Here is a 26,873-nt window from a genome sequence, read left to right on the forward strand (position 1 = left end):
GGTTGCCCGGCAGCCGGTCCCGGCGGCGGTTCAGCAGACCAGCAGGCCCTGGTGCGCGCCCGCGTCACGCAGCGCGGTGAGGGCCTCGGCCGCCCGCAGCGGCGGCGGCGTGGGCAGGTCGCAGGGCTGGTTGCGCAACACCTCCGTGGCACGTCGGGTGGGTACCGAGGCGACCGGGTAGCCGCGGGCGGCACCCCGGTCCAGGGCCCGCCGCTTGCGCCCGAAACCGGCCACCGCCAGCCACTGGGGCAGGCCCGCGTGCGCGGGCGAGCGCAGGCCGGGCGGCTCGGGCAGCACGTCCACCGAGCTGAACGGCTCGCTGCCGGCCAGCCACCACTCGACGCCGGCGACCCGGCGCGCGGTGGCGTTCTCGCACCAGTAGGGCACCAGGCCGGCCCGCAGCACCTGCCCCGGATCGAGCAGCCGCCCGCACTCCACCACCAGCCGGTCCCCGGTCTTGCCGGCCCGCCGCAGCCAGCGCCGGTACAGGTCGGCGGTCACCGCGCTCAGCGCGTCCGGCTGCGGCACCACGACCCGGTGCAGCGGGTGCCCGTGCCGGTCCCCCGCAGACCGGGCGTCGTGCTCGAAACCGGACTCCACACCGTGCTCGGCGAACGCGCCCGCGACAGTGACCTCCGGCGTGACCCAGCGCGACTCGTCCCCGCCGGCGGCGCGCAGCACCTGACCCAGCGCGCGGGCGTCCGGGTGGAAGTCGACCGGGTCCAGCCCGCCGGCCGGGCAGCCGGTCTGGAAGCTGTGCCCGTCGCCGCCGTCGCGCACCGGCCAGGTGCGGGCGTCGTGCAGCAGCAGCACCGGCGCGGCCGGTTCCAGCCGGTCGGCCAGGAAACGCGCGTACGCCTTCGGCAGCGTGCGCCAGCGCACCGCGAACGTCACCACCGCGCCCGCCGCCGCGCCCCGGCTCGCCGGGCAGTGCACCTGGCGTACGTGCACGCGCGGATTGGCGTCGAGCAGCCGGGCGGCCAGCGTGGCGCCGTGCGCGTACGCGGCGTCCGGGCGGTCCACCGCCCCCCGGCTCCACCGGGCGGTGATCTCGAAGCCGGCCGGCAACCACGGCACGCCGAGCGCCACCGCGAGGTGGGCGGCGGCGCCGTGCGGTGAACCGAGCACCACGCCGGGCCAGCGCCGGTCCGGGTACTGTCCGGTGAACCATCCGGCCACGCGCTCGGCGTCCACGGCGGCGATCTGGGCGGCGGTGAGCGCGGCCCGCCCGGCGGCCCGCGACGCGGCGGCCCGGCGTACCGGCTCGGGCGCGCCGCCGAGGCGCGACAGCGCGCCCGGGTGGCCGAGGTCGCCGCAGTTGTCGCCGCGCAGCGCCCGGGCGGTCGCGGCGACCAGGGTCCGGGCGGCGCTGCCGGCCGCCACCACCCGCTCGGCGGGCAGTCCCGCGCCGCCGGCCCGTTCGACTCGTTCGCTCACCACGCGGCCCGGCTTCCCGTCCCTCTGGGGTCTAAACGGGGCATCTCCCCACGCGGCAGGACCAAGGCCCGCCCGGTGGCCGCACCGCCCGCGGCACCCAGGTACGCCGTCGCGCCGCGCGCCCGCCGTCACGGGCGGGTATGGGCCGGACCGGGACGGGCACTGCACGGCGCATGCCCGACGACGGGAGCACCCCGGCGGCGACCATCACCCCGTACCGGGACGGACCGCCGCGGGAACGCAACGACTTCGCGCTGGTCACGCCCGAGTATCGAGACGTCTCCGGGCCGCCCGGCGACCGCGAGCGCTGCCCCCCTGCCACCTCCCCCGCGATCTTGCACTTCGGTCCCCGGAAAACCGTCCTGAACCGGGCACTCGGGGGGCCGGAACTGCAAGATCGCGAGGGAAGAGAGGGTGGGCCGCCCGGATGCCGCTAGACGATCTCGTCGGCCGCGATGGCCTCGGTCTGGATCACCCGTTCCCGCACCCGGCGGGCGGCGTCACCGTCGGCGACCAGGCCGCGCAGGTCGGCCAGCGCCGGCTCGGGCACGTCGAGCGGCGTGGACGGATCCACCACCGCCTCCAGCACGGCGGGCCGGTCGGCCGCGAGCACCTCGTCCCAGGCGGCGCCGACCAGGTCCGGCCGGTCCACCCGTACGCCGTGCAGCCCGAGCAGGCGCGCCCACCCGGCGTACGGCACGTCGGAGCGTCGTCCCCCGGGCGTACGCCCGCCGCCCACACCGGACTGGTCCCGGTTGTTCAGCACCAGCACGATCAGCCGGGGATCGCGCCACCGCGTCCAGTGGTGTGCCACCGTGATCAGCTCGGCCAGGCCGTTGAGCTGCATCGCGCCGTCGCCGAGCAGCGCGATCACCGGCTCGTCCGGGCGGGCCAGCTTGGCCGCGACCGCGTACGGCAGCGCGCAGCCCATCGAGCCGAGCGTGCCGCACAGCCGCGCCTGCACCCCCGGTGGCAGCTCCAGGTGCCGGGCGTACCAGTAGACGACCGAGCCGACGTCGACGGCGACGGAGGCGTGCCGGGGCAGCCGGGCGGACAGCTCGTGGAGCACCAGCCGCGGGTTGACCGGCTCGGCGGGCGTGGCGGCCCGCTCGGCGGCGGTCTCCCGCCACCGGTCCACCATCTTCTCCACCATGCCGCGCCACTCGCGGTGGGGCTGGTCGGGCACCCGGGTCAGCAGTGCCCGCAGCGTCTCGGCGGTGTCGCCGACGAGCGGCACGTCCACCGGGTAGCGGGTGCCGACGCGCCGGCCGTCGATGTCGATCTGGATGGTGCGTACCTGGCCGGGCATCGGGAACCAGTCGGTCCACGGATCGTTGGTGCCGATCATCAGCAGCGTGTCGCAGCCGCCCATGAGTTGCGCGGCGGCGGTGGTGCCGACCTCGCCGAGCACGCCGGTGTGGAACGGCAGCCGCTCGTCCAGCACCGGCTTGCCCAGCAGCGACGTGGCCACGCCCGCGCCGAGCCGGTCGGCGAGCGCGACGATGTCCTCGGCCGCGCCGTGCGCGCCCTGGCCGACCAGCATCGCCACCCGCTAAAAAAAAAGCCCAGCAGCGAGGCGGCGGAGTCCAGGTCGGCATCGTGCGGCAGCACCCGGGCCAGCGGCTCGCCGGGCGTCGCGGTGACCACTCCGGCGGTCTGCGGCAGAAAGATCCGGTACGGCGGTGACCTGCAACGCGCGCGGCAGCACCACGCAGGTCGGGCTGCGCGTCGCGGCGGCGGTACGGAACGCCTGGTCCAGCAGCGCCGGCACCTGCTCCGGGCGGCGGCCGTAGCGGACGAACTGGTTGCACACGTAAGCAGAAGAGCCGGCTCAGCCCGATCTCCTCGTGCGCGCCGCCGAGCGGGCCGGTGACGTCCTCGCCGACGATCGCGACGACCGGCTTGCTGTCCAGCTTGGCGTCGTAGAGCCCGTTGAGCAGGTGCACCGCGCTGGGCCCCTGGGTGGCCAGGCACACCCCGACGCCGCCGGTGAACTTCGCGTGCCCGGTGGCCATGTACGAGGCGGTCTCCTCGTGCCGGGCGGGGACGAACGCCGGGTCCCCGCCCGCGTCGTCGAGCGCGCCCACGAGCGGGGCGATCGCCGCGCCCGGACAGCCGAAGACCCGCGGCACCCGCCAGGCCCGCAGGCGTTCGACCACCAGGTCGGCGACGATGCGCTCAGCCATTACCCCGCCCGGGCGTGCTCGCGTCGACGTAGCGCAGCACCGCGCCGACCCCGTCGGTCAGCTCCGGCGCCTCCTCGGGCGCGAGCACCGTCAGGTCCGCGTCGGTGCCGATCAGCGCGCGCAGCAGCGCGGCGTCGGCGCGTACCCGCTGGGGGTCGGCCACCGACATGTCCGACAGCTGGCCCGGGTCGGTGGCGATCTCGGTCGGCTCGGGGCCCACCCACAGCTCGCCGTCGGCGGACGGGTCGTCCACGATGAGCATGGTGTCGACCTGGTTGCGTTGCAGCGCGGAGACCACGGCGTCGAGGCCGGCGCCGACGTCCTCCTGCACGCCGAAGCGGTCCAGGGCGGCGGTGACGCGCCGGTCGGCGACCTCGGCGACGGTCTGCGCCGTGATGTCGTCCATCAGCGTGTCGTCCGCGCCGACGTCGCGGGCGCCGGCGTCGGTGCGGACCAGCACGTCCTGCCACCGTTCCGGCAACTGCGCGGCGATCATGCCGGTGGCGCGGATGTCCCCGGCCACCACCACGACGTCCGCGCCGACCCGCTCGGCCAGGTCCGCGGTTGCGGCGGCGGCGTCGCCGGCGTTCTGGTGCCACGCCTCCATGGCGGCGCGCTGGTAGCGGGACTGTGACCAGCCGCCCGGCTGTACGCGCCGCAGCTGCCGGCTCTGTCCGCCGGTGACGTGGGCGCGGCGCGGAACGCCGCCGGCGCTGACCGCCATCGCGTCCGCGCCGGTACGGTCGGCCAGGACCCGCACCCAGGCCACCTGTTCGCCGCGCTGGGCCACGAGCGGCATGGTGTGCGGCAGCGCCGACCAGCTCGCCAGGTCACGCAGCGGCGGCGCGGACAGGTACTCGGTGAGCACCACGCGGCCCCGGGTGGCGAACACGGCGATCCCGTAGTCGCCGGGCATCGGCTGGTGCCGGCGGACGACCTCCTCCACCGCCTCGACGGTGACCGGGTCGGCGCCCTGGCTCAGCAGGTCGCCCTTGAGGGCCCGCCAGCGCAGGTCGACCTGCGCTCGCGCGTCCTGGGTGTCGCGGGAGGCGTCCATGTACACCGAGCACCAGGGCCCGGGACGGTTGTAGAGCGGGCGCAGGAAGGACAGCTGCATGCTCGACCCCTTTCCGGCTCGGCCGCACGCATACCCGCGCCCCGGCGGAGTTCACCTGCCGGCCGCCCGGGCGTGACCGGTGTTCATTCACGTCGTTCAACTCCACGGGTCGATACCATCTGTGCACGGATCGGAACTCTCGGTGGTGAACATGGACACGGAGCTGCATACCCGTCGCGTCGTCCACCCGACGGAGCGCGTCGTCACCGGACGTCTCGTCCGGTTGATGGAGGGCTACGCCCGGGAGGTACGGGTCGGGCAGCCGGCGCTGGTCGCGGTGCTGACCGCCGCGGGGGTGGTGGGGCTGCTGCTGAAGGTGGTACGCGCGTTGCTCAGCAGCGGTGGCGGCGGGGCCCGGCGCAGCTTCAAGGAGCTGAAGAAGGGGCCGGAGTTCCTGGTCACCCCGGTCCGGGTCCGCGACGCCGCCGGCCGGCTGGTCGAGGTCGAGCTGCACGGCCACCTACCGCAGAGCGCGCTGCACCCCGGCGACCACGTCCAGCTCACGCTGCGGGCGCAGCGCGACGAGGATCTGCCGCCCCGGATCGAGCGGATCGTCAACCTGACCACCGGGCAACTGCTCACCCCGCGCACCGCCACGGTCTGGTCGCACCTGGGTCCGGCGCTGCTGCTCCAGGCCGTGCTGGGCGCCGTGCTGCTGTTCGGCGTGGCCGCCTGCTCCGCGCTGACCTAGGTTTCCCCGTCGCCGGTGGCGGGCCCCGCTGCGGCCATGTTCGCCGGATTCACGCTCACCGAGATCGACGCCGGCGCGGTGCGCCTGCGCGTACGCCACGGCGGCTCCGGGCCGCCGGTGGTGCTGCTGCACGGGCACCCGCGTACCCATGCGACCTGGCACCGGGTGGCGCCGCGGCTGGCCGCGCGGCACACGGTGATCTGCCCGGACCTGCGCGGCTACGGCGGCTCGTCGAAGCCGCCGAGCGACCCGGAGCACACCGTCTACTCCAAGCGGGCGATGGCCGCCGACGTGGTCGGGCTGCTCGACGCGCTCGGCCACCGCCGGGCCGCCGTCGTCGGGCACGACCGCGGGGCGTACGTGGCCATGCGGACCGCCCTGGACCACCCGGACCGGGTGAGCCGCCTCGGCGTGCTGGACGGGGTGCCGATCGGTGAGGCGCTGGCCCGCTGCGACGCCCGGTTCGCCGCCCGCTGGTGGCACTGGTTCTTCCTCGGCCAGCTCGCCAAACCGGCCGAGCGGGTCATAAACGCCGATCCGGACGCCTGGTACGGCGGCTCACCGGAGGAGATGGGCGAGCAGGCGTACGCCGACTACCGCCGAGCCATCCACGATCCGGCCACCGTGCACGCCATGTGTGAGGACTACCGGGCCGGGCTCGGTCCGGACCGGGCGGCGGACGACGCGGACCGCGCCGCCGGACGCCGGATCGGCTGCCCGGTGCTGTTCGCCTGGTCCGAGCGCGACGACATGGTCGACCTGTACGGCGACCCGGCCGCGATCTGGCGGGACTGGGCCGACGACGTGCGGACCGCCTCGATCCCGTCCGGGCACCACATGGCCGAGGAGGCGCCGCGGGAGCTGACCGACGTGCTGGCCGGTTTCCTCGCGGAGGACCCTGCCTCGGTCAGCGACCGGCGGGAGTGAGCGGTCGCGCGACCGGGGCCGGCGCGTCGAGCAGGCCCCGGCGGCGCGCCCAGCGCTCGAACAGCACTGTGGCGAACGGGGGCACCGCGCTGACCAGGGCCAGCCCGGTCTGCACGAGCGTCCAGCGGCGCCGCCAGGCCACCACGAGCGTCAGCAGTCCGTAGACCACGAACAACGCGCCGTGGATCGGGCCGAAGATCTTCACGCCGATCTCGTTTCCGGGCGGCCCGTACTTGACCGCCATGCCGGCCAGCAGCGCCGCCCACGAGCAGCCCTCGGCGAACGCCGCCACCACGAACGCCCGGATCCACCCGTCGCGCATCAGCCACTCCCCTTCGCCGTCGGCGGCCATGCTAGCCGCCCGGGCCGGGCTGCCCGGACGGAACCCGCTGCCCCGCGACGGGGATCACCGGGGCCGCCACGGGGTACAGAAAAGGGTCTGGCGGACCTTTCCTGACCCGCCACTCCGTGCGAGGTTGGGAAGAACCAACGGTGACAGGGTGGTGACCATGGGCGAGGACGTCGGCGTGCGTACCTTCAGCCGGGAGGACCGGGCCCGCTATCGCGAGAAGGTCCGGCGGTGCCTGGACGTGTTCGCCGAGATGCTGCGCGAGTCCCGGTTCGACGTGGAGCGGCCGATGACCGGCCTGGAGATCGAGCTGAACCTGGTCGACGACGACTTCGACCCGGCCATGCGCAACGCCGACGTGCTGGAGGCGATCGCCGACCCGGCGTTCCAGACCGAGCTGGGCCAGTTCAACGTCGAGATCAACGTCGAGCCGCGCCGGCTGGCCGGCACCGGCACCGCCGCGTTCGAGGAACACGTGCGGGCCAGCCTGAACGCCGCCGAGGAAAAGGCCCGCACGGTCGGCGCGCACATGGTGATGGTCGGCATCCTGCCGACGCTGCGCCCGGAGCACCTGACCGCCGAGACGCTGTCGGCCAATCCCCGGTACGCGCTGCTCAACGAGCAGATCTTCGCCGCCCGGGGCGAGGACCTGCCGATCGCGATCAGCGGGGTGGAGCGGCTGGCCACCACCGCCGACACGATCACCCCGGAGGCGGCCTGCACCAGCACCCAGTTCCACCTCCAGGTCAGCCCGGCGCAGTTCGCCGACTACTGGAACGCGGCCCAGGCGATCGCCGGCATCCAGGTGGCGCTCGGCGCGAACTCGCCGCTGTTCTTCGGCCGGGAGCTGTGGCGCGAGACCCGGGTGCCGCTGTTCCAACAGGCCACCGACACCCGGGCGGAGGAGATCAAGGCCCAGGGCGTACGCCCGCGGGTGTGGTTCGGGGAACGCTGGATCACCTCCGTGTTCGACCTGTTCGAGGAGAACGTGCGCTACTTCCCGGCGCTGCTGCCGGTCTGCGACCCGGAGGACCCGGCCACCACGCTGCACAGCGGCGGCGTGCCGAAACTGGCCGAGCTGCGGCTGCACAACGGCACCATCTACCGGTGGAACCGGCCGGTCTACGACGTGCTGAAGGGCCGCCCGCACCTGCGGGTGGAGAACCGGGTGCTGCCGGCCGGGCCGACGGTGCTGGACACCGTCGCCAACGGCGCGTTCTACTTCGGCCTGGTCCGGGCGCTCGCCGAGTCCGACCGTCCGCTGTGGTCGCAGATGTCGTTCAGCGCGGCCGAGGAGAACTTCAACGCCTGCGCCCGGCACGGCATCGACGCCCAGGTGTACTGGCCCGGCCTGGGCTACCTGCCGGTGACCGAGCTGGTGCTGCGCCGGCTGCTGCCGATGGCCCACCACGGGCTGGACCGGTGGGGCCTCGACCCCGCCGAGCGGGACCGGCTGCTCGGCATCGTCGAGCAGCGCTGCCTGACCAGCCGCAACGGCGCGACCTGGCAGGTGGAGACGCTGCACCGGCTGGAGTCGGCCGACCACCTGGACCGTCCGGCGGCGCTGCGCGAGGTGGTCCGCCACTACGTCGACCTGATGCACAGCAACCGGCCCGTGCACGAATGGCCCATCCCCTGAGCCGGCCTCCCGTCAGCGCAACGCGGTCACCGTCGCCCGCGCGGCCTGGGCGACCAGGGTGTCGTCGGGCTTAGCGTCGCGGCTGCCGCGACTGGACATGACCGCCAGCACGATCGGCGCGGAGTCCGGCGGCCACACCACGGCGATGTCGTTGCGGGTGCCATACCCGCCGGTGCCGGACTTGTCCGCCACCTGCCACCCGGCCGGCACGCCGGCCCGGACCAGCCCGCTGCCGGTGGTACTGGCCCGCATCCAGCTCAACAGCAGGTCCCGGTCCGCGGGCGGCAGGGCCTCACCCAACGTGTACGCCCGCAGCGAGCCGGCCAGCGCGCGGGGCGTGCTGGTGTCGCGCTCGTCGCCGGGCGTGGCCGCGTTGAGTTCCGGCTCGGTACGGACCGGCCGGGTGACCCGGTCACCGACATCCCGGAGCGCCCGCGCGAAGCCGGCCGGGCCGCCGAGCGCGTCGAACAGCAGGTTGCCGGCGGTGTTGTCGCTGTACCGCACCGCTGCCTCGGCGGCGTCCCGCAGCGTCATCCCGGTCTCCACGTGCCGTTCGGTCACCGGTGAGTGCGCCACCAGGTCGGCGCGCCGGTAGCGGACCACCCGGTCCCGGTCGGCGTCGGACGTGGCGGCCAGCATCGCGCCGGCGGCGAGCGCCTTGCACGTCGAGGCGTACGCGAACCGCTCGTCGGCCCGGTGTGCGAGGGTGCGGCCGGTGCCGGTGTCGACGGCGTAGACGCCGATCCGGGCGCCGAAGCGCCGCTCCAGCGCCGCCAGCTCGGCCGGCGCGGGCACCGGCTCGGCGTTCGGCGTCGCCGACGTGGCGGGTGCGGTCGGGGCGCTGGTGGGCGGCGCGGCTTCGGGCCGGTCCTTTGTGCAGCCGGCCACCAGGGCCGTCGCCGTGAGCATCGCCGCCGTGAGCACCTGCCGTCGGATCATCCGTTTCCTCCCCCGTCATCCGGACCACGCCGTTCTCGGGTCATTGTCGCCGATCCCGGTCGGGCCGGTGGTCCGCCGCCTCGGCCGGCGGGGTGGCCCGCATCCTCGGCCGGCGGGGTGGCCCGCATCCTCGGCCGGCGGGGTGGCCCGCATCCTCGGCCGGCGGGGTGGCCCGCATCCTCGGCCGGCGGGGTGGCTCGCAGCCTCGGCGGCGGGGCAGGTCAGGTCCCCGCGACGGCGGCGAACGTGAGCGCGCCCGCCGCAGCCAGCGGCAGCGCCACCGCGGCGGCCAGCAGCCGTACCCGGGCGGACCGGCCGATCAGCACCACGAGCAGCACGGCCAGCCCGAGGTCGATCGCCACGTTCCACCAGGCTCCGGGGTAGGACCCGGACTTCAGCGCGAACCGTAGCGCCTCCTCCACGAACACGGCCACCGGCAGCGCGGTCCCCACGACGCGCCGCCATCCGTCGGTCCGCGCCCAGATGCCGGCGACGCCGAACACCACGCCCGCCACCACGCCGAACGCCATCCAGACGAACGAGGTGAGCGCCCAGATCACGGCGAGGTCGTCGCCCTGGAGCAGCGTCGCCGCCAGGTAGTAGCTGGGCACCGCGACGATCAGCAGGACGCTGGCGGCCACGGCGGCGCGCACCGCGCCCGACCGGATCCACCAGCCCAGCGCGAACGCGGCCACCGCCCAGGTGGCTGTGGAGTTGCCCAGTTCGGCGAACGGGAACGGCACCCACTTGATCCAGACGAAGTCCAGGAAGCCGAGCAGGAAACCGGCGACGGGAACGACAAGCGCGACGGCGCGACGCGAGGGTGGCATGCGCGGAATCTTACATACTCGGTATGCTCGACCCCGTCGAGAGGGCTGCCCTACGAGGCGAGGCGCCGCTCGGACGGCGCGAGACGCGCCACCTCGTCGGAGTGGTTGATCTCCGACCAGACCGCATCCAGGGAGAGGCCGAGGACGTCGGCGATGGCGGCGATGGTGGGAAACGCCGGGGTGGCCACCCGGCCGGACTCGATCTTGCGGAGCGTCTCCGGGGAGACACCCGCGTCGAGCGCGGTGAGCAGCATGGATCGCTCACCTCGGGCGCGGCGCAGGAGCGCGCCGAGGCGCTGCCCGCGCTCGACCTCGGCGGGAGTGAGGGGCAACCGGACCATGCCGAGATTCTAATACCGGGATAACATGACCGGGATACTTATTGGTCGCGTGAGGAAGGCGCCCGCATGATCGAGATCCTGAGCCCCACCGACGTACGGCGGGCGCGGGACACCGGCGCCCTGGTCGCCCACATCCTGCAGACCCTCCGGAGCAGCACCACCGTCGGCACCAACCTGCTCGACATCGACAGGCAGGCCCAGCGCATGATCGTCGAGGCCGGGGCGCAGTCCTGCTACGTCGACTACGAGCCGTCCTTCGGGCGCGGGCCGTTCGGCCACTACATCTGCACGTCGGTGAACGACGCGGTGCTGCACGGCCTGCCGCACGACTACACGCTCGCCGACGGCGACCTGCTGAGCCTCGACCTGGCCGTCAGCCTCGGCGGAGTGGTGGCCGACTCCGCGATCAGCTTCCTCGTCGGTGACGCCCGGCCCGCGGAGAGCGTCGCGCTCATCGACGCGACCGAGCGGGCGTTGCAGGCCGGGATCGCCGCCGCCGGTCCCGGCGCCCGGATCGGCGACCTCTCGCACGCCATCGGATCGGTCCTCACCGCGGCCGGATACTCGGTGAACACCGAGTTCGGCGGGCACGGTGTCGGGTCGACGATGCACCAGGACCCGCACGTGTCGAACACCGGCCGCCCCGGACGCGGGTACAAACTGCGCCCCGGGCTGCTGCTGGCGCTGGAGCCGTGGGTGATGGCGGACACCGCCACGCTGGTCACCGACGCCGACGGGTGGACGCTGCGCAGCGCGACCGGCTGCCGCACCGCGCACAGCGAGCACACCATCGCCATCACCGACGACGGCGCGGAGATCCTGACGCTGCCGAAGCCGTGACCCGGGCACCCGCCGTGGTCACACGGGCGTGCAGCGCTCCCGCAGCGTGGGGACACCGGGCCCGGTGAGGTCGTCGCAGTACGCGGCCCGCCCGGCCATCGCCATCGTCAGCGCCAGCGTGGTGCCGCTGACCAGCGGGCCGTCGCCGGCGGTGAACGGCCCGTCGGTCGCCTCCACCCGCAGGCCGTCGATCGCGCTGCGCCCGGCCACCGTGAAGTCCCGCCCGGCGTAGAACCGGGCGACCGGCGTCACCGCCTCGACCGGGGGCGTCCGGGTCAAGCCGAGCGGCCGCCGGATGTCCTGGGCGTGCACCACCACCTCACCGAGCCACGCCTCGGTCGGGCCGAACGTCGACGTGGTGCTGCCGATGATCCGCCGGAACCGGTCGAGCGTCTCCCCCGGGTCGGCACCCCGGTGCTCGGCCAGCCGGCGGTCGTTGTGCAGATCGAAGTCGAACCGGGCGCCGAGCACGCTGGCGACCCAGCGGGCCGGGCCGACGCTTGCCGCCGCGGTCATGTGCGCGAGCGTCTCCTCAACGGTCCACCGGCCGCACAGCGAGCGCCGCGCCCACTGCGCCGCGTCGATTCCGGCGAGGTCGTCGGCCAGGGCGGCGCGCTCGGCGTGCGCGAGCGCCCACAGCTCACGGCGGGTCAGCGTGTCGGACATGAAACCTCCAGGGGCCGGGTCGTCGGAGGTAGGACCGCGCTGCCTGGACGAACTCACCGCTCCCGCCCCGCCGATCTTGGAGTTGTGGTGGTTCGCAAACCGGGCATGGGCGACCTTCGAGGCGCCACAACTCCAAGATCGGCGTTGAGGGCGGGCGGGCTGCACGTTTGCTGCACGTCCGCTGAACGCTCGCCGGTGACGCTTCTCGCACACATCAACCGCAAGGGAGAAGCGTCATGTCACACAGGTTCCTCTTCACCCCGCGTACCGTCGCTTCGGCGATCGGGGCGCTCGTCCTGGCCGCCGCGGGCCTGGCCGGCGGCGCCACCCCGGCGTCCGCGGCCTACATCGTCCCCCCCGACTGCGGCCCCTACTCCGGGGCGCCGGTGCCGGCCGGATACACCCTGAGGTTCGCCATCGCGGCCTACGTCAGCAACAACGCCAACGGTCCGGAGTTCATCGTCGGCACTAACCTTCGCGACGTGATCGTCGGAAGCGTCTACGACGACGTCATCTGCGGCCTCCCCGGCAACGACGACATCCAGGCCAACAGTGGCGACGACATCGTCTACGGCGGGCTGAACGGCGACGACATCTGGGGCGACCTGGGCAACGACAACCTCCACGGCGACGGCGGCGCCGACACCATCCACGGTGACCGCTTCATCGGACCCAGCGCCCTGGACGGCAACGACCGCGTGGACGGCGGCAGCAACGACGACCACCTCTTCGGCGACAAGGGCGCGGACACCCTGGTCGGCGGTCCCGGCTTCGACGACGGCGACGGAGGCCCGGACGTCGTGTTCGACGACTGCCGTACCAGCGTGGAAATCGTGGTCAACTGCCCGTGATCCAGTCGGCACGGCGGTCCGCGGGGCTCGGACAACGGGGCCCGCGGACCGCGCGCTGCCGCCTGTCGGATCGTCGTCACGCCCGGTCCGACCACCACCGCACGCGGCTACCGTGACACTCCGTGGCGGTGGAGTTCCGGGTGCTCGGCGACCTGGACGTCCGGATCGACGGCCGGGCGGTCCGGGTCGGTCACGCCCGTCAGCAGTGCGTCCTCGCCGCTCTACTGGTCGAGCCCAACCGGGTCGTCGCGACCGGGCAGCTGATCAGCCGGGTCTGGGGCGACGAGGTGCCGGACGGGGCCGCCGCCACGCTGCGTGGCTACCTGTCGCGGCTGCGGCACGCGCTGGCCGGCACGGACGACGTCCGCATCGTCCGGCGTCATCCCGGCTATCTGCTCGCCGTCGACCCGGACCGTGTCGACCTGCACCGCTTCCGCGCGCTGACCGAGCAGGCCCGGAGCGCCGCTGACGACGCGACGGCGATCGGCTGCCTGGAGCGGGCGCTGGGGCTGTGGCGCGGTGACGCGTTCGACGGCCTGACCACGCCGTGGCTGGCGGCGTACCGGCAGACCCTGGACCGGCAGCGGCTCGCGGCCGCGCTGGACCGCAACGACATCGCGCTGCGCCGCGGCGGGCATGTCCGTCTCCTTCCCGACGTCCTGGATCTGAGCGGCCGGTATCCGTGGGACGAGCGCCTGGCGGCGCAGGCGATGCTCGCGTTGTACCGGTGCGGGCGGCAGGCCGACGCGCTGGAGCACTTCCACCGGCTGCGCCGGAGGCTGGCCGCCGAGATCGGCGCCGACCCCAGCCCGCCGCTGGCGCAGCTCTACCAGCAGATCCTCACCGCCGACGCGGCGATCGCGCCGCCGGACCTGCCAGGCAGCGGAGAGCCGAGCGCGACGGCCACCGGCGCGGCCCGGGATGCGGGCGCCGTGCCCCGGCAGCTGCCCGCGTCACCAGGGGTCTTCGCCGGCCGGACCGCCCAGCTCGCGCGCCTCGACGAACAACTCGCCGACGCGGGCCACCCGGAGGGCGCCGGGTCACCGGTGGTGATCTCGTCCATCGGCGGCGGCGGTGGAGTCGGCAAGACCTGGCTGGCGCTGCGCTGGGCGCACGCCAACGCCGGCCGTTTCCCCGACGGGCAGCTCTACGTCAACCTGCGCGGCTTCGACCCGACAGCGGACCCGGTGACGTGGCCGGTCGCGGTGCGCGGCTTCCTCGAGGCGCTCGGCGTCGAACCGGCACGCGTACCGGCCGATCCGGAGGCCCAGGCGTCGCTGTACCGCACGCTCGTCGCCGGACGCCGGCTGCTGGTGGTCCTCGACGACGCCCGCGACGCCGCCACAGTGGTCCCGCTGCTGCCCGGCACCCCCACCAGCGCGGTCCTGGTGACCAGCCGACGGCAACTGGCCGGCCTCGTCACCACCCACGGCGCGCGGCCGCTGCCGCTGGACGTGCTGCCCGACGACGAGGCCCGCGAGCTGATCGTCCGGCAGGTGGGCGCCGCGCGGGTGGCCGGGCAGCCGGACGCCGTCGCGGCCATCCTGCGGTTCTGCGGGGGCCTGCCGCTGGCTCTCGGGATCGTGGCGGCCCGCGCCGCGCTCAACCCGGAACTTGCCCTGTCGTCAGTCGCGGCCGAGCTGACCTCAGCGGTCAGCCCGCTGGACGCGCTGACCGGCGACGAGGTGACGACGAACCTGCGGGTGGTGCTGTCCCGCTCGCTGGCGGCGCTCACGCCGGAGGCGGCGGAGGTGTTCACGCTGCTCGGCCTCGCCCCGGGCCCGGACATCGGCCGGGCCGCGGCGGCCAGCCTGACCGCCCGTACGCCGGCCGAGCTGCGCCCGCCGCTGCGCGAGCTGGTCGACGCGCACCTGGTGCAGGAACACGTCGCGGGCCGCTACCGCATGCACGACCTGGTCCGCAGCTTCGCCGTCGAACGGGCCAGCGGTGGCCCGGCCGGTTCCCGGGCCGCGTTGCGCCGGCTGGTCGACCACCGTCTGCACACCGCTCACGCGGCCGCGCTGCTGCTGTCCCCGCAGCGCGACCCGCTGACCCTGGCCCCCGCCGCGCCGGGGGTGAGTACCGAACGGCTCGACGACCTGGCGGCGGCGCTGGCCTGGTTCACCGCCGAGCACCAGGTGCTCCTCGCGACCATCGAGTACGCCGCCGGCAACGGCCTCGACGTCGCCACCGGGCAGCTCTCGTGGACCCTGGCCACGTACTTCGACAGGCAGGGCCACTGGCACGACTGGGCCGCTGTGGCCCGCCGGGCGGTCGAGGCGACCGGACGCTCGGGTGACCGGCCGGCGCAGGCGCAGGCGCACCGGCTCCTGGCCGGGGCCTGCTCCAACCTCGGCCGGTACGCCGAGGCGCAGCGCAACCTGCTCGCCGCGCTGGATCTGTTCGCCGCGCTGGGCGACGACGAGGGGCGGGCGCACACCCATTTCGACCTCAGCATGCTGCACGACCGGCAGCGGCAGCCGCGGGAGGCGCTGCCGCACGCGCGGCGCAGCCTCGCCCTCTACGAACGGGTCGGGAGCCCGCTCAAGCAGGCGGTCGCGCTCAACGCGATCGGCTGGTACCACTCGCAGCTCGGCGAGCACCACGACGCGATCACGTTCTGCCGCCGCGCCCTCGCCCTGGCCGAGCGGGCCGGGAGCGCGTACGGGCAGGCGAACACGTGGGACAGCATCGGCTTCGCCCACCACCATCTGGGTGAGTACGAGGACGCGGTGGACTGTTTCCGGCAGGCCCTCGCGCTGTTCGCCGAGATCGGTGACCGGCATGCCGAGGGCATCGTGCTGGACCACCTCGGCGACACGTGGGCCGCGGCCGGGCGGGCGGACGCGGCCCGGGACGCCTGGCGGCGGTCACTCGCGTTGTACGAGGAACTCGGTCACGCCGACGCCGAGGCGGTACGGCGCAAACTTCACCGGTGAACGGTCAGAGCGCCGCGATCGCGGCCGACTCCGGCGGCAGCTCGATCCCGTCGCGCATCACCGTGACGCCCTCGGACGTGGCGAGCAGCACCCGGCGTACCACCCCGGGCAGGTTGATCCGCTGCGCCCGGCCGGCCAGGTTCGCCACCACGAGCGTGTCGCCGCGCCGCATCACCAGGAACCGGTCGCCGTGGCGGACGTCGACCCGGTCCAGCCGGGGGTCGGACAGGTCGGCCCGGGAGCGGCGCAGCGCGATCAGCCGCCGGTAGAGGTCGTACGTCTCGCGGTGGTCGGGCTTGTCCAGCTCGGCCCAGTCCAGCCGGGACCGCAGGAACGTCTGCGGGTCCTGCGGGTCCGGCACGTCGTCGGTGGCCCAGCCGTGGTCGGCGAACTCGCGTCTGCGGCCGGTGGCGACCGCCGTCGCGAGTTCCGGCTCGGGGTGGCTGGTGAAGAACTGCCACGGCGTGGCGGCCGCCCACTCCTCCCCCATGAACAGCATCGGCGTGAACGGCGCGGTCATCAGCAGCGTCGCGCCGACGCGCAACAGGCCGGGCGACAGCGTGGCGGAGATCCGGTCGCCGGTGGCCCGGTTGCCGATCTGGTCGTGGTTCTGCAGGTACGCCACGAAGCGGTGGCCGGGCGTGCGCTGCCTGTCGACCGGGCGGCCGTGGCTGCGGCCGCGGAAGCTGGACCAGGTGCCGGCGTGGAAGAACCCGCCGGTCAGCACGTCGGTGAGGCACTCCAGCGAGCCGAAGTCGCCGTAGTAACCCTGCCGTTCGCCGGTGAGCAGCGTGTGCAGCGCGTGGTGGGCGTCGTCGTTCCACTGCGCGTGCAGGCCGTACCCGCCCGCCTCGCGCGGCGTGATCAGGCGCGGGTCGTTGAGGTCGCTCTCGGCGATCAGCGACAGCGGCCGCCCGAGGTGCGTGGACAGCGCCTCCACCTCGGCGGCGACCTCCTCCAGCCAGTGCACGGCCCGGCCGTCCGGCATGGCGTGCACGGCGTCCAGCCGCAGCCCGTCGACGTGGTAGTCGCGCAGCCAGCCCAGCACGCTGTCGGCGATGTAGCGGCGTACCCCGTCGGAGTGCGGGCCGTCCAGGTTGACGGTGCGGCCCCAGGTGTTGCTCTGCTCGGTGAGGTACGGCGCGAACCGCGGCGCGTAGGCCCCGGAGGGCCCGAAATGGTTGTAGACGACGTCGAGGATCACCCCCAGGCCCTTGGCGTGGGCGGCGTCGACGAACCGTTTCAGGCCGTCCGGGCCGCCGTACGGCTCGTGCGGCGCGAACCAGCAGACGCCGTCGTAGCCCCAGTTGTGCTCGCCGTTGAACGCGTTCACCGGCAGCAGCTCGACCATGTCCACGCCGAGGTCGACGAGGTGGTCGAGCCTGGCGATCGCCCCGTCGAACGTGCCTTCCGGGGTGAACGTGCCGATGTGCAGCTCGTACAGCACGCTGCCGGGCAGTTGCCGGCCGGTCCAGGCGGCGTCGGTCCAGGCGAACGCGGCGTGGTCGTAGAGCCGGCTGGGCCCGTGCACCCCGGCCGGCTGCCAGGCCGAGCGGGGGTCGGGCAGCGCCTGGGCGTCGTCGTCGAGCAGGAACGCGTAGTCGGTGCCGGGCCCGGCGCCGGGGACCTCGACCCGCCACCAGCCGTCCGGCGCCTGACGCATCGCGTGGTCGGCGACGCCGGGCAGGCGCAGCCGCACCCGGGCGGCCTCGGGCGCCCACACCGTGAACTCGGTCATGCGGCGGCCTCCACAGAGTCGGTGGGTGCGAGGAGGGCGACGGGGTAGGTGCTCAGCAGATCATGAAGGAGCAGCTCAGAACCACTGTAGACCCGTCCGGTGAACAAGTCGGTGCACTCGTGAACGGGAAGTGACAGCGCCGTGTCCCGCCAGCCGCCGGAGCGGGCCAGCCGCAGCGGCAGCCGGGTCGCCACCGCGACCGCCCCACCCCGGTCGAAGGCCACCGCGTGCGCGGCGGCCGGGCCGCGCGCGGGCACCGGCCGGTAGCCGCCGAACAGGTCCGGGCGGTCGCGGCGCAGCCGCAGCGTCCGGGACACCACGAGCAGCTTGGCCGCGCCGTCGGCGGCCACCGCGGGCCGCCAGCCGGCGTCGAGCCGGGCCAGCAGGTCCCGGCGTACGGCGAAGTCGACCGGCCGCCGGTTGTCCGGGTCGACGAGCGAGTTCTCCCACAGCTCGGTGCCCTGGTAGACGTCGGGCACACCGGGCATGGCGAGCTGGACCAGCTTCTGCCCGAGCGCGTTCGACCAGCCGGGCGGCGTGATCTCGGCGGCGAACGCGGTGATCTGGGCGTGCAGCTCCGGGTCGTCGTACATCCGGTCGACCAGGGCGTGCAGCTCGTGCTCGAAGCCCGGGTCCGGGTCGGCCCAGCTGGTGGTGACGGACGCCTCCCGGGCGGCCTTCTCGGCGTACCCGTGCAGTCGTTCCCGTTCGATCGGCCACGCCCCGACGGCGGTCTGCCAGAGCAGGTGGGCCAGCGCGGGGTCGGCCAGCGGCGCGCGCGACATCCAGTCGGCGACCCGTTCGGCCCAGCGGCCGGGCAGCTCGGACAGCACCGCGAGGCGGGCGCGGACGTCCTCGCCGCGCTTGGTGTCGTGGGTGGACAGCGCGGTCATGCTCGCCGGCCAGCGCACGTGCCGGGCGGCGGCGAAGCGGTGCAGCTCGGCCGCTGGCACACCGAAGTGGGCCGGGCTGCCGCCGACCTCGTTGAGCGCGACGAACCGGCTCCACCTGTAGTACGCGGTGTCCTCCACGCCCTTGGCCATCACCGCGCCGGTCAGCTGCGGGAACCGGGCGGCCAGCTCGTGGCCGGGGTCGCGCAGCCGGGCGGTGACCTGGTCGAGCACGCCGGTCAGGTCGGGACGGCGGCGGCCTGCCTCGCTGCGGGCGGCGGCCAGGTGCCGGGCGCCTTCGGGCGGGTATCCGCGGTAGACCGGGAAGCACGCGGCCAGCTCGGCCAGGGCGGCGCGGACCTGCTCGCCCGGCAGCTCCGGCACGAGCGCGGCCAGCCGGGTCAGCTCGGCGGCGAGCAGCCGGGTGGCGGCCTCCAGCTTGGTGGCGTGCGTCAGCTCCGCCCAGGAGGTGTGCCGCCCGGTGAGCCGGCCGTCGAGTGCGGTGAAGTCCGCCTCGGCGTCCGGGTCGATGAACAACCCGGACACGGCGGCCAGCGCGTCGTAGCCGGTGGTGCCGTCGACCGGCCAGTCCGGCAGGTCCTCGCCGTACTCCAGGATCTTCTCCACCACGAGCCAGCTCTGCGGCGCGGCGGCGCGCAACCGGGCCAGGTAGCCGGCCGGGTCGCGCAGCCCGTCCGGGTGGTCGACGCGGATGCCGTCGACCTCCCCGGCGTCGACCCAGCGCAGGATCTCCGCGTGGGTGGCGTCGAACACCTCCGGGTCCTCCACCCGCAGGCCGGCCAGGTCGGACACGGCGAAGAACCGGCGGTACGTCAGCTCGGCGTCGCCGCGCCGCCAGTTCACCAGCTCGTAGTGCTGCCGGTCGTGCACCTGCCGGGGCGTGCCGTCGCCGGTGCCGTCGGCGACCGGGAACCGGTGCTCGTGGTAGCGCAGTTCCCCGTCGACGAGCTTCAGGTCGTCGAGCGCGTCGGCGGTGTCGGCGAGCACCGGCAGCAACAGCCGACCGCGGTCCCAGTCGATGTCGAACCAGCGCGCGTACGCCGAGTCGCGTCCGGACCGCAGCACGTCCCACCAGGCCGGGTTGGCCTCGGGCCGGGCGACGCCGGCGTGGTTGGGCACGATGTCCACGACCAGGCCCAGCCGGGCCGCGCGCAGCGCCCGGACCAGCCGGGCCCGGGCGGGCTCGCCGCCGAGCTGCGGGTTGACCGCGCGGTGGTCCACCACGTCGTAGCCGTGCGTGGAGCCGGGCGTGGCGGTGAGCAGGGGCGCGGTGTAGAGGTGGGTGACGCCGAGCGCGGCGAGGTAGCCCGCCAGCTCGGCCGTGGCGTCCAGGTCGAAGCCGGGACGCACCTGGACCCGGTAGGTCGAGCGGGGGGTGTCGGGCATGGGTCAGGCCGTCCTCTCCAGGACCAGCAGCGAGCGGTCCGGCACGCAGACCGTGCCGCCCGCCTCGACCAGTGTCGTCTTCTCCGGGTCGGGTTCCGCGGTGCTGATCACCAACTCCCACCGGCTGCCGAACTCCTCGCCGGGCAGCGTGAAGTCCAGCGGCGCGTCGTGCGCGTTGAACAGCAGCAGGAACGAGTCGTCCCGGTGGCGCTGGCCGTACTGGCCGCGTTCCCCGATGCCGTCGCCGTTGACGAACAGGGCCACCGAGCGGCCGAAGTCGTTGCCCCAGTCCTCGCCGGTCATCTCCCGGCCGTCCGGGGTGTACCAGGCCAGGTCCGGCAGTCCGGAGCCGGCGGCCCGGCCGCCCACCGGCAGGCCGGTGAAGAACCGGCGGCGGCGGAACACCTGGTGCCGGTTGCGGAAGTCGGTGAGCCGGCGGACGAAGTCCAGCAGCTCGTCGTCGGCCCGGTCCCAGTCCACCCAGGCGATCTCGCTGTCCTGGCAGTAGGCGTTGTTGTTGCCGTGCTGGGTGCGGCCCAGCTCGTCGCCGTGGCCGAGCATCGGCACGCCCTGGGACAGCATCAGCGTGGCCAGGAAGTTGCGCCGCTGCCGGGCACGCAGCGCGCGTACGCCCGGGTCGTCGGTCTCGCCCTCGACGCCGCAGTTCCAGGACCGGTTGTGGCTCTCCCCGTCCCGGTTGTCCTCGCCGTTCGCCTCGTTGTGCTTGTCGTTGTAGGAGACCAGGTCGGCCAGCGTGAACCCGTCGTGGCAGGTGACGAAGTTGATGCTGTGGAACGGGCGGCGGCCGTCGTCCTGGTAGAGGTCGGCGGAGCCGGAGATGCGGGAGGCGAACTCGGCGAGCGTGGCCGGCTCGCCGCGCCAGAAGTCGCGTACGGTGTCGCGGTACTTGCCGTTCCACTCGGTCCACTGCGGCGGGAAGTTGCCGACCTGGTAGCCGCCCGGGCCGACGTCCCACGGCTCGGCGATGAGCTTGACCCGGCCGACCACCGGGTCCTGCTGCACCACCTCGAAGAACGTGGACAGGCGGTCCACCTCGTAGAACTCGCGGGCCAGCGTGGCCGCCAGGTCGAACCGGAAGCCGTCGACGTGCATCTCGGTCACCCAGTACCGCAGCGAATCCATGATCAGCTGGAGTGAGTGCGGGCTGCGCACGTTGAGGCTGTTGCCGGTGCCGGTGTAGTCGACGAAGTAGCGCCGGTCGTCCTCGGAGAGCCGGTAGTAGCTGGGCGTGTCGATGCCCTTGAAGCTCAGCGACGGCCCGAGGTGGTTGCCCTCGGCGGTGTGGTTGTAGACCACGTCGAGGATGACCTCGATGCCGGCGGCGTGCAGCGCCTTGACCATGCCCCGGAACTCCTGCACCTGCTGGCCCAGGCGGCCCAGCGCGGAGTAGCCGTGGTGCGGGGCGAAGAAGCCGATGGTGTTGTAGCCCCAGTAGTTGCGCAGCCCCAGGTCGGCCAGGCGGTGGTCGTGCACGAACTCGTGCACCGGCATCAGCTCCACCGCCGTGACGCCGAGCCGCTTGAAGTGCTCGATCATGACCGGCGAGGCGATCGCCGCGTACGTGCCGCGCAGCTCCTCCGGGATGCCCGGGTGGCGCATGGTCAGCCCGCGCACGTGGGCCTCGTAGATCACCGAGTGGTGGTACGGGGTGCGCGGCGGCCGGTCGTTGCCCCAGTCGAAGTACGGGTTCACCACCACCGACTTCGGCATGTACGGCGCGGAGTCCTCGGTGTTCATCCGGTCCGGGTCGCCGCCGACCTCGTAGTCGTAGACCGACGGGTGCCAGGTGATCTCCCCGTCGACCGCCTTCGCGTACGGGTCGAGCAGTAGCTTGTGCGGGTTGCAGCGCAGCCCCTCGGCCGGGTTCCACGGCCCGTGCACCCGGTAGCCGTAGCGCTGGCCGGGCTCGACGCCGGGGATGTAGGCGTGCCAGACGTACGCGTCGACCTCGCGCAGCTCCACCCGGCGCTCGGTGCCGATGTCCCACTCGTCGAACAGGCAGAGCTCGATCTTCTCCGCCACCTCGGAGAAGATCGCGAAGTTGGTGCCCATCCCGTCGTAGGTGGCGCCGAGGGGGTAGCTCTCGCCCGGCCAGACCTGCATGTCGCTCCTTCGGCCCATGATCGTGAGCGCAGCGGACAGGGGGCCGCCGATGCGCACGCCGGTGATGCCCAGTCGTACGCCTCGTCAATCCACCCGTTCGGACGGTAACCGAAATCCGCCCTCGTGGGGCCGGATGTCACGTTCGGGCCCGCCTGCGGCGATCGGGGCCACCCGTCCCGGCATTCCATAGCCGGGGTCGGCGAATAAGCAGGTCACTTCACAATAGAGGGTCGCCCGCATTCATTGACACCTTCCCCTACTTTATCTTCTCGTTACATCGGCTTCACGCGATCGGAGAAGGAGGCAATTGATGCGGTGATTCATCATTCAACCCCACCTGACCTGGGCATCTCGAATAGTGGATCCCGGAACTACGCCGCGTCACCGCCCGGAATCTTTCCGTTCCCGACCGGCCTTCACCTGCGCGAATTGACGGTTCCGCCTCGCTTTATCTCCCTGTTACATCAGCGCGGTGCGAATCCCGCCAGGACCGGCCTACGCTTCGTTCCACTGTCCACATCGATCCGAAAAGAGGATGAATCGATGGGTGAAAGCAGGAACTTGTCGATCGACCTGTCCGACCTGGACACCACAGCGGTCTCCTGGTCGGGCGCCGGCGACGAGGCGTCGGCAGGGCTGTACGCCATGCCGACGGGCGGCGGGATCACGCTGACCGACCCGTCCGCCATGGGCAAGGGCTCCTGCGGCGGCGCCGCGTGCCAGGGCCGGCCGATCCAGTGGTGCTGCGTCAACTGCCACTGATCATCGCGGAGCCGCCGGCGATCGCCGGCGGCTCCGTCCCATCGTCAGCGCGGCCGGTGGCCCGGCTCGTGGGACAAGCGGAGAGGTACGTCAGATGAGCGTTGAACCCGGTCGAGCCGTCGAGCTGAGCGTGGTGATCCCCACCCACGCGGACGCCCCCTGCCTGGAGCTCACGCTGCGGTCGCTGCGGCGTCAGACGCTGGACCCGGACCGCTTCGAGGTCATCGTCGTCCGCGACGGCGGGGACGGCAGCCAGTACTCCGGCATCGCCGACGCCGGCAAGGGGCTGCGCCTGCACTTCGTCGAACGGCCCGAGCGCGGCGGCCGGGCGGCGGCCCGCAACGAGGCCGCGCGCCGGGCGACCGCGCCGCTGCTGCTGTTCCTCGACGCCGACTCGTACGCCACGCCGGACCTGCTGCGCCGCCACCTCGACCACCACCGCGACCCGTCCGCGCCGGCGGTGCTGATGGGCCGGCGCGACGAGACCGGCATCGAGCACGTGCACGCGGCGCTGGCCGACCAGCCGACCATGCCCGTACCCCGGCTGCGTGGGCGCGGCGGCGGCGACATGCGGTTCGGGACCGAGGAGGGACCGTCCGGCGACGACTGGCTGCTGGCCGGGTGGCTGTTCTGCTTCACCCACAACGCCTCGGTGCGCCGGGACGTGTTCGAGGCGGTCGGCGGCTTCGACGAGGGCTTCGGCCTGCGCTGGGGCCTGGAGGACATGGAGCTCTTCTACCGGGTGCACGCGCACCTCGGCGTACTCAACCGCAACTTCGCCTACGACGACCTGGCCGCCGTCTACCACCTGCCGCACCACCGCAACGTCATCCAGAACTGGAACGACTTCATGGACAACCTGGATCGGGTCGCGCTCAAGTACCCGGTCGTGGAGTGGGAGTTCGCCGGGCCGGTGGACGTGGCCCGCGCGGCCGAGCGGGTGGTGCACTACCGCCGGGCGATGGACGACTGCGTACGCCGCTCCTGGTGCCGGATCGGGCCGGCGGTGCAGCGGCTCGGCGGCCGCCTGCCCGGCGACCGGGTGCTGTGGGTCGGCACCGGCAGCGCCGAGGCCGGGCTGCCCGACGGCGCGCTGACCTACGACTACGGGGCGCCGGCCGGTCCGGCCAACTTCCACCTGGTCGGGATCAGGCCACCGGTCGCCGCGGACAGCCTGGACGCCGTGGTCAGCGTCGACTTCTGGCGGTACCTCTACTGGGAGGACCTGTGCCAGTTCGTCAACGTCGCCGGTGCCCTCGCCGACGAGGTGCACCTGGTCTCCACCGGCGCGGAGCTCTCGGCGCGGTTCGACCCGGACCCGGCGAGCCTGGGCTACCTCGGCCGGGTCATGGGCGCCGCGTTCGAGACCACCCTGACCGAGGTCGACGGCCTCGGCACGGTGCTGCGGCTGCGCCCGCACCACCGTGCCGCCGTCGCGGCCGGCTGACCGGGACGACAACGCCGATGCCAGTGATCGAGGCCAGTGGCCTGACCAAGCGGTTCCGGATCGCCGACAAGCAGCCGGGCCTGCGCGGCTCGCTGCGCCACCTCGTACGGCCACGACACGTCGAGCACGTGGCGGTCGACGGCGTCGACCTGTCGATCTCCTCCGGCGAGGCGGTCGCGTACGTCGGGCCCAACGGCGCCGGGAAGTCGACGACGGTCAAGCTGCTCACCGGCATCCTGCACCCCACCGCCGGGCGGGTACGCGTCTGCGGCCTCGACCCGCACCGCGACCGGCACGCCAACGCCCGCAACATCGGCGTGCTGTTCGGCCAGCGCAGCCAGCTCTGGTGGGACCTGCAGGTCCGCGACTCCCTCGCGCTGCTGCGCGACATCCACCGCATCCCCCGGGCCCGGTACGCGGCACGCCTGGAGGAGTTCGACGCGCTGCTCGGGCTCGGCCGGCTGCTGCCGGTGGTCGCCCGGCAGCTCTCGCTCGGCCAGCGGATGCGCGCCGACCTGGCCGCCGCGCTGCTGCACGCACCGCCCGTGGTGTTCCTCGACGAGCCGACCATCGGGCTGGACATCGTCGCCCGGCAGGCCGTCCGGGACTTCCTGCGGGCCCAGCGCGCGAGCGGGACCACGGTGCTGATGACCACGCACGACATCGGTGACATCGAGCAGGTCTGCCGCCGGCTCGTGATCATCGACGGGGGCCGGATCATCTTCGACGGCTCGATCGACGCCGTCCGCCGGCTGGTCGCCGACCAGCGGACCGTGCACCTGACGCTCGGCGCCGACTGGCACGGCGACCTCGACGCCGACCTGCCGGGCGTCCGGCTGGTCCACGACGGGTCGGCACGGCAGATCGCCGTCACGTTCGACCACGGCGCGTACGGCGCGGGCGAGATCGTCTCGGTGGTCGCCCGCCGGGCGCCGGTGGTGGACATCCGGATCGACGAGCCGTCCATCGAGGACGTGGTGCGCCGGGCGTACGCCGGCGAGCTGAGCCCGTCGGTGCCGGCATGAGGGCGTACCTGACGCTGGCGCGGATGTCCTGGTCGACGCTGCTGATCTACCGGGGCGAGTTCCTCCTCCAGCTCACCGGGGTCGTGGTGCAGACAGTGGCGCTGTTCGCGGTCTGGCAGGCCGTCTTCGCCGGCGCGGCCGGCGGCGAGGTGGGCGGATTGTCCTGGGAGCAGATGAAGGGCTACCTGGTCGTGGCGTTCCTGACCGGGGGGCTGCTGTCGAGCTTCACCGACGCGCAGATCGCCGGCCCGGTGCTGCACGGCACCGTGGCGCTCGACCTGGTCCGGCCGATCGACTACCAGCTCTCGCGTTTCGCGCTGTCACTCGGATACGTCGTCGGTGAAGTGCTGACGGTGGCGGTGATGGCGGCGACGCTGGTGTCGGCGTTCGGCGGCGCCGCGCTGCCCGCCGCCGGGCAGGCCGGGCTGTTCCTGCTCAGCCTGCTGGCGGTGGTGCCGCTGAAGTTCGGCCTGGTCTACCTCGTCGGGCTGCTGTGCTTTTGGACCGGCAACTTCCACGGGCTGAGCCTGTCCCGGGTGGCGGTCACCAACATCCTCTCCGGGGCGCTGGTGCCGATCGCGTTGTTCCCCGGCTGGCTCCAGGTCGTCTGCCAGCTCTCCCCGTTCCCCGGCATCGTCTCCACCCCGGCGCTGATCTACCTGGGGCAGGCACGTGGCGCCGAGGCGGTGACGCTGATCGGCGTACAACTGCTCTGGGTTCTGGTGTTGTGGGGCGCGGCCCGGCTGCTGTGGTCCGCGGGCGTGCGGCGGCTGACCGCGCACGGCGGGTGACCGGCCGATGATGCACGAGGCACGGATCTACCGCCGGCTGCTCGGCGCGCATCTGCGGGCGGTGCTCGAGTACCGCGCCGACGCGCTCCTGACCATCGGGGCGACGGTGCTCGGTCAGCTCGCCGGGCTGGTCTTCGTGGTGATGGTGTTCCGGCAGGTGACCGCGCTCGGCGGGTGGACCCGCTGGGAGGTGCTGTACGTCTGCGCCATGGTGATGCTCGCCGAGGGCGTCGGCTCCCTGCTGTTCGAGGGGACCTGGCATCTCGGCGGCCTGGTCAACCTCGGCCTGCTGGACTACCTGCTGGTCCGGCCCTACCCGGTGGTGCTCCAGGTCACCGGCAACGCGGTCGGGTTCAACGGCCTCGGCAACGTCGGTTTCGGCGCGGCGCTGCTCGGCGCCGCGGCCGTCCACCTCGACCTGGCCTGGACGCCGCTGACGGTGCTCTGGGCGGTGGTGCTGCTCGCCAGCGGAGTCCTGGTCAAGCTGGCGGTCAACCTGGCCACCAACGCTGTCGTCTTCTGGCTGCTGAGCCCGTCCAGCTCGCTCGCGGCGAGCGTGCACACCCTGGGCGACCTGGCCCGCTATCCGCTGACCCTGTACGGCACCGGCCTGCGCTCGCTGCTGACGCTCGTACCCGTCGCGTTCGTCGGCTACTTCCCGACGGCCGCGCTGCTGGACAAGGGCGCCTCGACCACGGCGGGCGCGCTCACCCCGGTCGTCGCGGCGGCCTGCGCGGCCGGGGCGTGGGCGGTCTTCCGGGCCGGGTTGCGCCGGTACGAGAGCGCGGGCAGCTGAGATGGCAGCCACGCGGGCCGGCGTCGCCGGCCGGTACCTGGCGGCGGTGCGGGACGACACCGGGCAGCCGACGGCGTACCTGCCGCCGTGCGGCAAGCGGTACCCGGGCGCGACCCGCCGGCCGCTGCGGTGGCCCGGCCC

At 73.6% G+C, this 26,873-nt stretch carries 22 protein-coding genes and 1 pseudogene; 11 read left to right on the forward strand and 12 right to left on the reverse strand.

The window, feature by feature from the left end:
- Positions 1 to 30: 30 nt before the first annotated feature.
- The 4 genes and pseudogenes from MCBG_RS05665 to MCBG_RS05675 form a co-directional block, all read right to left on the reverse strand.
- Complete coding sequence (locus MCBG_RS05665; protein WP_043324496.1) at positions 31 to 1,440, reverse strand: hypothetical protein; 1,410 nt, start codon at positions 1,438 to 1,440, stop codon at positions 31 to 33.
- A 430-nt stretch (positions 1,441 to 1,870) separates the two neighbouring features.
- A complete protein-coding gene (locus MCBG_RS33685) occupies positions 1,871 to 2,980 on the reverse strand; it encodes a thiamine pyrophosphate-dependent enzyme (RefSeq protein ID WP_223201084.1) in 1,110 nt (369 codons plus the stop codon).
- A gap of 391 nt (positions 2,981 to 3,371) precedes the next feature.
- Positions 3,372 to 3,623 (reverse strand): annotated as a pseudogene (locus MCBG_RS33690) (thiamine pyrophosphate-binding protein); the annotation flags it as partial.
- Positions 3,616 to 4,740 carry a baeRF2 domain-containing protein gene (locus MCBG_RS05675; protein WP_030504049.1) on the reverse strand — a complete coding sequence of 375 codons (1,125 nt, stop codon included), beginning with the start codon at positions 4,738 to 4,740 and terminating at the stop codon, positions 3,616 to 3,618. The gene MCBG_RS05675 and the pseudogene MCBG_RS33690, both read right to left, overlap by 8 nt.
- A 142-nt stretch (positions 4,741 to 4,882) precedes the next feature.
- Here MCBG_RS05675 and MCBG_RS05680 point away from each other — a divergent pair, with 142 nt between their 5' ends.
- Positions 4,883 to 5,431 carry a hypothetical protein gene (locus MCBG_RS05680; RefSeq protein WP_181373790.1) on the forward strand — a complete coding sequence of 183 codons (549 nt, stop codon included), beginning with the start codon at positions 4,883 to 4,885 and terminating at the stop codon, positions 5,429 to 5,431.
- Positions 5,432 to 5,467: 36 nt separating this feature from the next.
- Entirely contained in the window at positions 5,468 to 6,358 is an 891-nt protein-coding gene (locus MCBG_RS05685; RefSeq protein WP_043324501.1) for an alpha/beta fold hydrolase, read from the forward strand.
- On the opposite strand, the gene MCBG_RS05690 is transcribed toward MCBG_RS05685, so the two are convergent.
- Complete coding sequence (locus MCBG_RS05690) at positions 6,339 to 6,710, reverse strand: DUF3817 domain-containing protein (RefSeq protein ID WP_043324503.1); 372 nt, start codon at positions 6,708 to 6,710, stop codon at positions 6,339 to 6,341. The genes MCBG_RS05685 and MCBG_RS05690 overlap by 20 nt on opposite strands.
- A 157-nt stretch (positions 6,711 to 6,867) precedes the next feature.
- Here MCBG_RS05690 and MCBG_RS05695 point away from each other — a divergent pair, with 157 nt between their 5' ends.
- A complete protein-coding gene (locus MCBG_RS05695) occupies positions 6,868 to 8,346 on the forward strand; it encodes a glutamate--cysteine ligase family protein (protein WP_030504053.1) in 1,479 nt (492 codons plus the stop codon).
- Between the two features lie 12 nt (positions 8,347 to 8,358).
- On the opposite strand, the gene bla is transcribed toward MCBG_RS05695, so the two are convergent.
- The 3 genes from bla to MCBG_RS05710 all read right to left on the reverse strand — a co-directional run bounded on the left by bla (position 8,359) and on the right by MCBG_RS05710 (position 10,456).
- The gene (bla, locus tag MCBG_RS05700) at positions 8,359 to 9,285 is read right to left on the reverse strand and encodes a class A beta-lactamase (RefSeq protein ID WP_043324505.1); all 927 of its coding nucleotides are present in this window, start codon (positions 9,283 to 9,285) and stop codon (positions 8,359 to 8,361) included.
- Between the two features lie 221 nt (positions 9,286 to 9,506).
- Positions 9,507 to 10,115 carry a DUF6518 family protein gene (locus tag MCBG_RS05705; RefSeq protein WP_043324506.1) on the reverse strand — a complete coding sequence of 203 codons (609 nt, stop codon included), beginning with the start codon at positions 10,113 to 10,115 and terminating at the stop codon, positions 9,507 to 9,509.
- A gap of 50 nt (positions 10,116 to 10,165) precedes the next feature.
- Positions 10,166 to 10,456 (reverse strand): helix-turn-helix domain-containing protein, encoded by a 291-nt coding sequence (locus MCBG_RS05710; RefSeq protein WP_043324508.1) that lies wholly within the window; start codon positions 10,454 to 10,456, stop codon positions 10,166 to 10,168.
- 66 nt (positions 10,457 to 10,522) lie between these two features.
- Here MCBG_RS05710 and map point away from each other — a divergent pair, with 66 nt between their 5' ends.
- Positions 10,523 to 11,296: a type I methionyl aminopeptidase gene (gene map / locus MCBG_RS05715; protein WP_043324510.1), complete on the forward strand. Its 774-nt coding sequence runs from the start codon at positions 10,523 to 10,525 to the stop codon at positions 11,294 to 11,296.
- A gap of 18 nt (positions 11,297 to 11,314) precedes the next feature.
- Here map and MCBG_RS05720 read toward each other — a convergent pair whose 3' ends face one another.
- Positions 11,315 to 11,962, reverse strand: a complete 648-nt coding sequence (locus MCBG_RS05720; protein ID WP_043324512.1) for a maleylpyruvate isomerase family mycothiol-dependent enzyme — start codon at positions 11,960 to 11,962, stop codon at positions 11,315 to 11,317.
- Between the two features lie 236 nt (positions 11,963 to 12,198).
- On the opposite strand from MCBG_RS05720, the gene MCBG_RS05725 reads away from it, so the two are divergent.
- Positions 12,199 to 12,813 carry a calcium-binding protein gene (locus MCBG_RS05725; RefSeq protein ID WP_043324514.1) on the forward strand — a complete coding sequence of 205 codons (615 nt, stop codon included), beginning with the start codon at positions 12,199 to 12,201 and terminating at the stop codon, positions 12,811 to 12,813.
- 122 nt (positions 12,814 to 12,935) lie between these two features.
- Complete coding sequence (locus MCBG_RS05730) at positions 12,936 to 15,752, forward strand: AfsR/SARP family transcriptional regulator (protein ID WP_043324515.1); 2,817 nt, start codon at positions 12,936 to 12,938, stop codon at positions 15,750 to 15,752.
- Positions 15,753 to 15,756: 4 nt separating this feature from the next.
- On the opposite strand, the gene treZ is transcribed toward MCBG_RS05730, so the two are convergent.
- Genes treZ through glgX form a run of 3 tightly spaced genes read right to left on the reverse strand, consistent with a single transcriptional unit; the run spans position 15,757 to position 21,911 of the window.
- Positions 15,757 to 17,490, reverse strand: a complete 1,734-nt coding sequence (treZ, locus tag MCBG_RS05735) for a malto-oligosyltrehalose trehalohydrolase (RefSeq protein WP_043324517.1) — start codon at positions 17,488 to 17,490, stop codon at positions 15,757 to 15,759.
- Positions 17,487 to 19,787 (reverse strand): malto-oligosyltrehalose synthase, encoded by a 2,301-nt coding sequence (treY, locus tag MCBG_RS05740; RefSeq protein ID WP_043324519.1) that lies wholly within the window; start codon positions 19,785 to 19,787, stop codon positions 17,487 to 17,489. Before treY ends, treZ begins: the two co-directional genes overlap by 4 nt.
- Before the next feature lie 3 nt (positions 19,788 to 19,790).
- Positions 19,791 to 21,911 carry a glycogen debranching protein GlgX gene (gene glgX, locus MCBG_RS05745; RefSeq protein WP_043324522.1) on the reverse strand — a complete coding sequence of 707 codons (2,121 nt, stop codon included), beginning with the start codon at positions 21,909 to 21,911 and terminating at the stop codon, positions 19,791 to 19,793.
- A 543-nt stretch (positions 21,912 to 22,454) separates the two neighbouring features.
- Here glgX and MCBG_RS05750 point away from each other — a divergent pair.
- The 5 genes from MCBG_RS05750 (at position 22,455) to MCBG_RS05770 (ending at position 26,732) form a co-directional block, all read left to right on the forward strand.
- Positions 22,455 to 22,673: a hypothetical protein gene (locus MCBG_RS05750; RefSeq protein WP_113973761.1), complete on the forward strand. Its 219-nt coding sequence runs from the start codon at positions 22,455 to 22,457 to the stop codon at positions 22,671 to 22,673.
- Positions 22,674 to 22,767: 94 nt separating this feature from the next.
- Positions 22,768 to 24,120, forward strand: a complete 1,353-nt coding sequence (locus MCBG_RS05755) for a glycosyltransferase family 2 protein (protein WP_084789419.1) — start codon at positions 22,768 to 22,770, stop codon at positions 24,118 to 24,120.
- A 17-nt stretch (positions 24,121 to 24,137) separates the two neighbouring features.
- Positions 24,138 to 25,145: an ABC transporter ATP-binding protein gene (locus MCBG_RS05760; protein ID WP_043324526.1), complete on the forward strand. Its 1,008-nt coding sequence runs from the start codon at positions 24,138 to 24,140 to the stop codon at positions 25,143 to 25,145.
- Entirely contained in the window at positions 25,142 to 25,936 is a 795-nt protein-coding gene (locus MCBG_RS05765; protein ID WP_043324528.1) for an ABC transporter permease, read from the forward strand. The genes MCBG_RS05760 and MCBG_RS05765 overlap by 4 nt, the downstream gene beginning before the upstream one ends.
- Before the next feature lie 7 nt (positions 25,937 to 25,943).
- Positions 25,944 to 26,732 carry an ABC transporter permease gene (locus tag MCBG_RS05770; RefSeq protein ID WP_223201086.1) on the forward strand — a complete coding sequence of 263 codons (789 nt, stop codon included), beginning with the start codon at positions 25,944 to 25,946 and terminating at the stop codon, positions 26,730 to 26,732.
- Positions 26,733 to 26,873: the final 141 nt, after the last annotated feature.

The sequence above is a fragment of the Micromonospora sp. M42 genome, from assembly GCF_000568915.1.
Lineage (GTDB): Bacteria > Actinomycetota > Actinomycetes > Mycobacteriales > Micromonosporaceae > Micromonospora > Micromonospora chalcea.

Excerpts from the sequence above, each read along its gene's own strand:
- MCBG_RS33685 (WP_223201084.1), bottom strand. The coding sequence starts at position 2,980 with ATGCTGGTCGGCCAGGGCGCGCACGGCGCGGCCGAGGACATCGTCGCG.
- MCBG_RS05675 (WP_030504049.1), bottom strand. The coding sequence starts at position 4,740 with ATGCAGCTGTCCTTCCTGCGCCCGCTCTACAACCGTCCCGGGCCCTGG.
- MCBG_RS05685 (WP_043324501.1), top strand. The coding sequence starts at position 5,468 with ATGTTCGCCGGATTCACGCTCACCGAGATCGACGCCGGCGCGGTGCGC.
- MCBG_RS05690 (WP_043324503.1), bottom strand. The coding sequence starts at position 6,710 with ATGGCCGCCGACGGCGAAGGGGAGTGGCTGATGCGCGACGGGTGGATC.
- MCBG_RS05695 (WP_030504053.1), top strand. The coding sequence starts at position 6,868 with ATGGGCGAGGACGTCGGCGTGCGTACCTTCAGCCGGGAGGACCGGGCC.
- bla (WP_043324505.1), bottom strand. The coding sequence starts at position 9,285 with ATGATCCGACGGCAGGTGCTCACGGCGGCGATGCTCACGGCGACGGCC.
- MCBG_RS05705 (WP_043324506.1), bottom strand. The coding sequence starts at position 10,115 with ATGCCACCCTCGCGTCGCGCCGTCGCGCTTGTCGTTCCCGTCGCCGGT.
- MCBG_RS05710 (WP_043324508.1), bottom strand. The coding sequence starts at position 10,456 with ATGGTCCGGTTGCCCCTCACTCCCGCCGAGGTCGAGCGCGGGCAGCGC.
- map (WP_043324510.1), top strand. The coding sequence starts at position 10,523 with ATGATCGAGATCCTGAGCCCCACCGACGTACGGCGGGCGCGGGACACC.
- MCBG_RS05720 (WP_043324512.1), bottom strand. The coding sequence starts at position 11,962 with ATGTCCGACACGCTGACCCGCCGTGAGCTGTGGGCGCTCGCGCACGCC.
- MCBG_RS05725 (WP_043324514.1), top strand. The coding sequence starts at position 12,199 with ATGTCACACAGGTTCCTCTTCACCCCGCGTACCGTCGCTTCGGCGATC.
- treZ (WP_043324517.1), bottom strand. The coding sequence starts at position 17,490 with ATGACCGAGTTCACGGTGTGGGCGCCCGAGGCCGCCCGGGTGCGGCTG.
- treY (WP_043324519.1), bottom strand. The coding sequence starts at position 19,787 with ATGCCCGACACCCCCCGCTCGACCTACCGGGTCCAGGTGCGTCCCGGC.
- glgX (WP_043324522.1), bottom strand. The coding sequence starts at position 21,911 with ATGCAGGTCTGGCCGGGCGAGAGCTACCCCCTCGGCGCCACCTACGAC.
- MCBG_RS05750 (WP_113973761.1), top strand. The coding sequence starts at position 22,455 with ATGGGTGAAAGCAGGAACTTGTCGATCGACCTGTCCGACCTGGACACC.
- MCBG_RS05755 (WP_084789419.1), top strand. The coding sequence starts at position 22,768 with ATGAGCGTTGAACCCGGTCGAGCCGTCGAGCTGAGCGTGGTGATCCCC.
- MCBG_RS05760 (WP_043324526.1), top strand. The coding sequence starts at position 24,138 with ATGCCAGTGATCGAGGCCAGTGGCCTGACCAAGCGGTTCCGGATCGCC.
- MCBG_RS05765 (WP_043324528.1), top strand. The coding sequence starts at position 25,142 with ATGAGGGCGTACCTGACGCTGGCGCGGATGTCCTGGTCGACGCTGCTG.
- MCBG_RS05770 (WP_223201086.1), top strand. The coding sequence starts at position 25,944 with ATGATGCACGAGGCACGGATCTACCGCCGGCTGCTCGGCGCGCATCTG.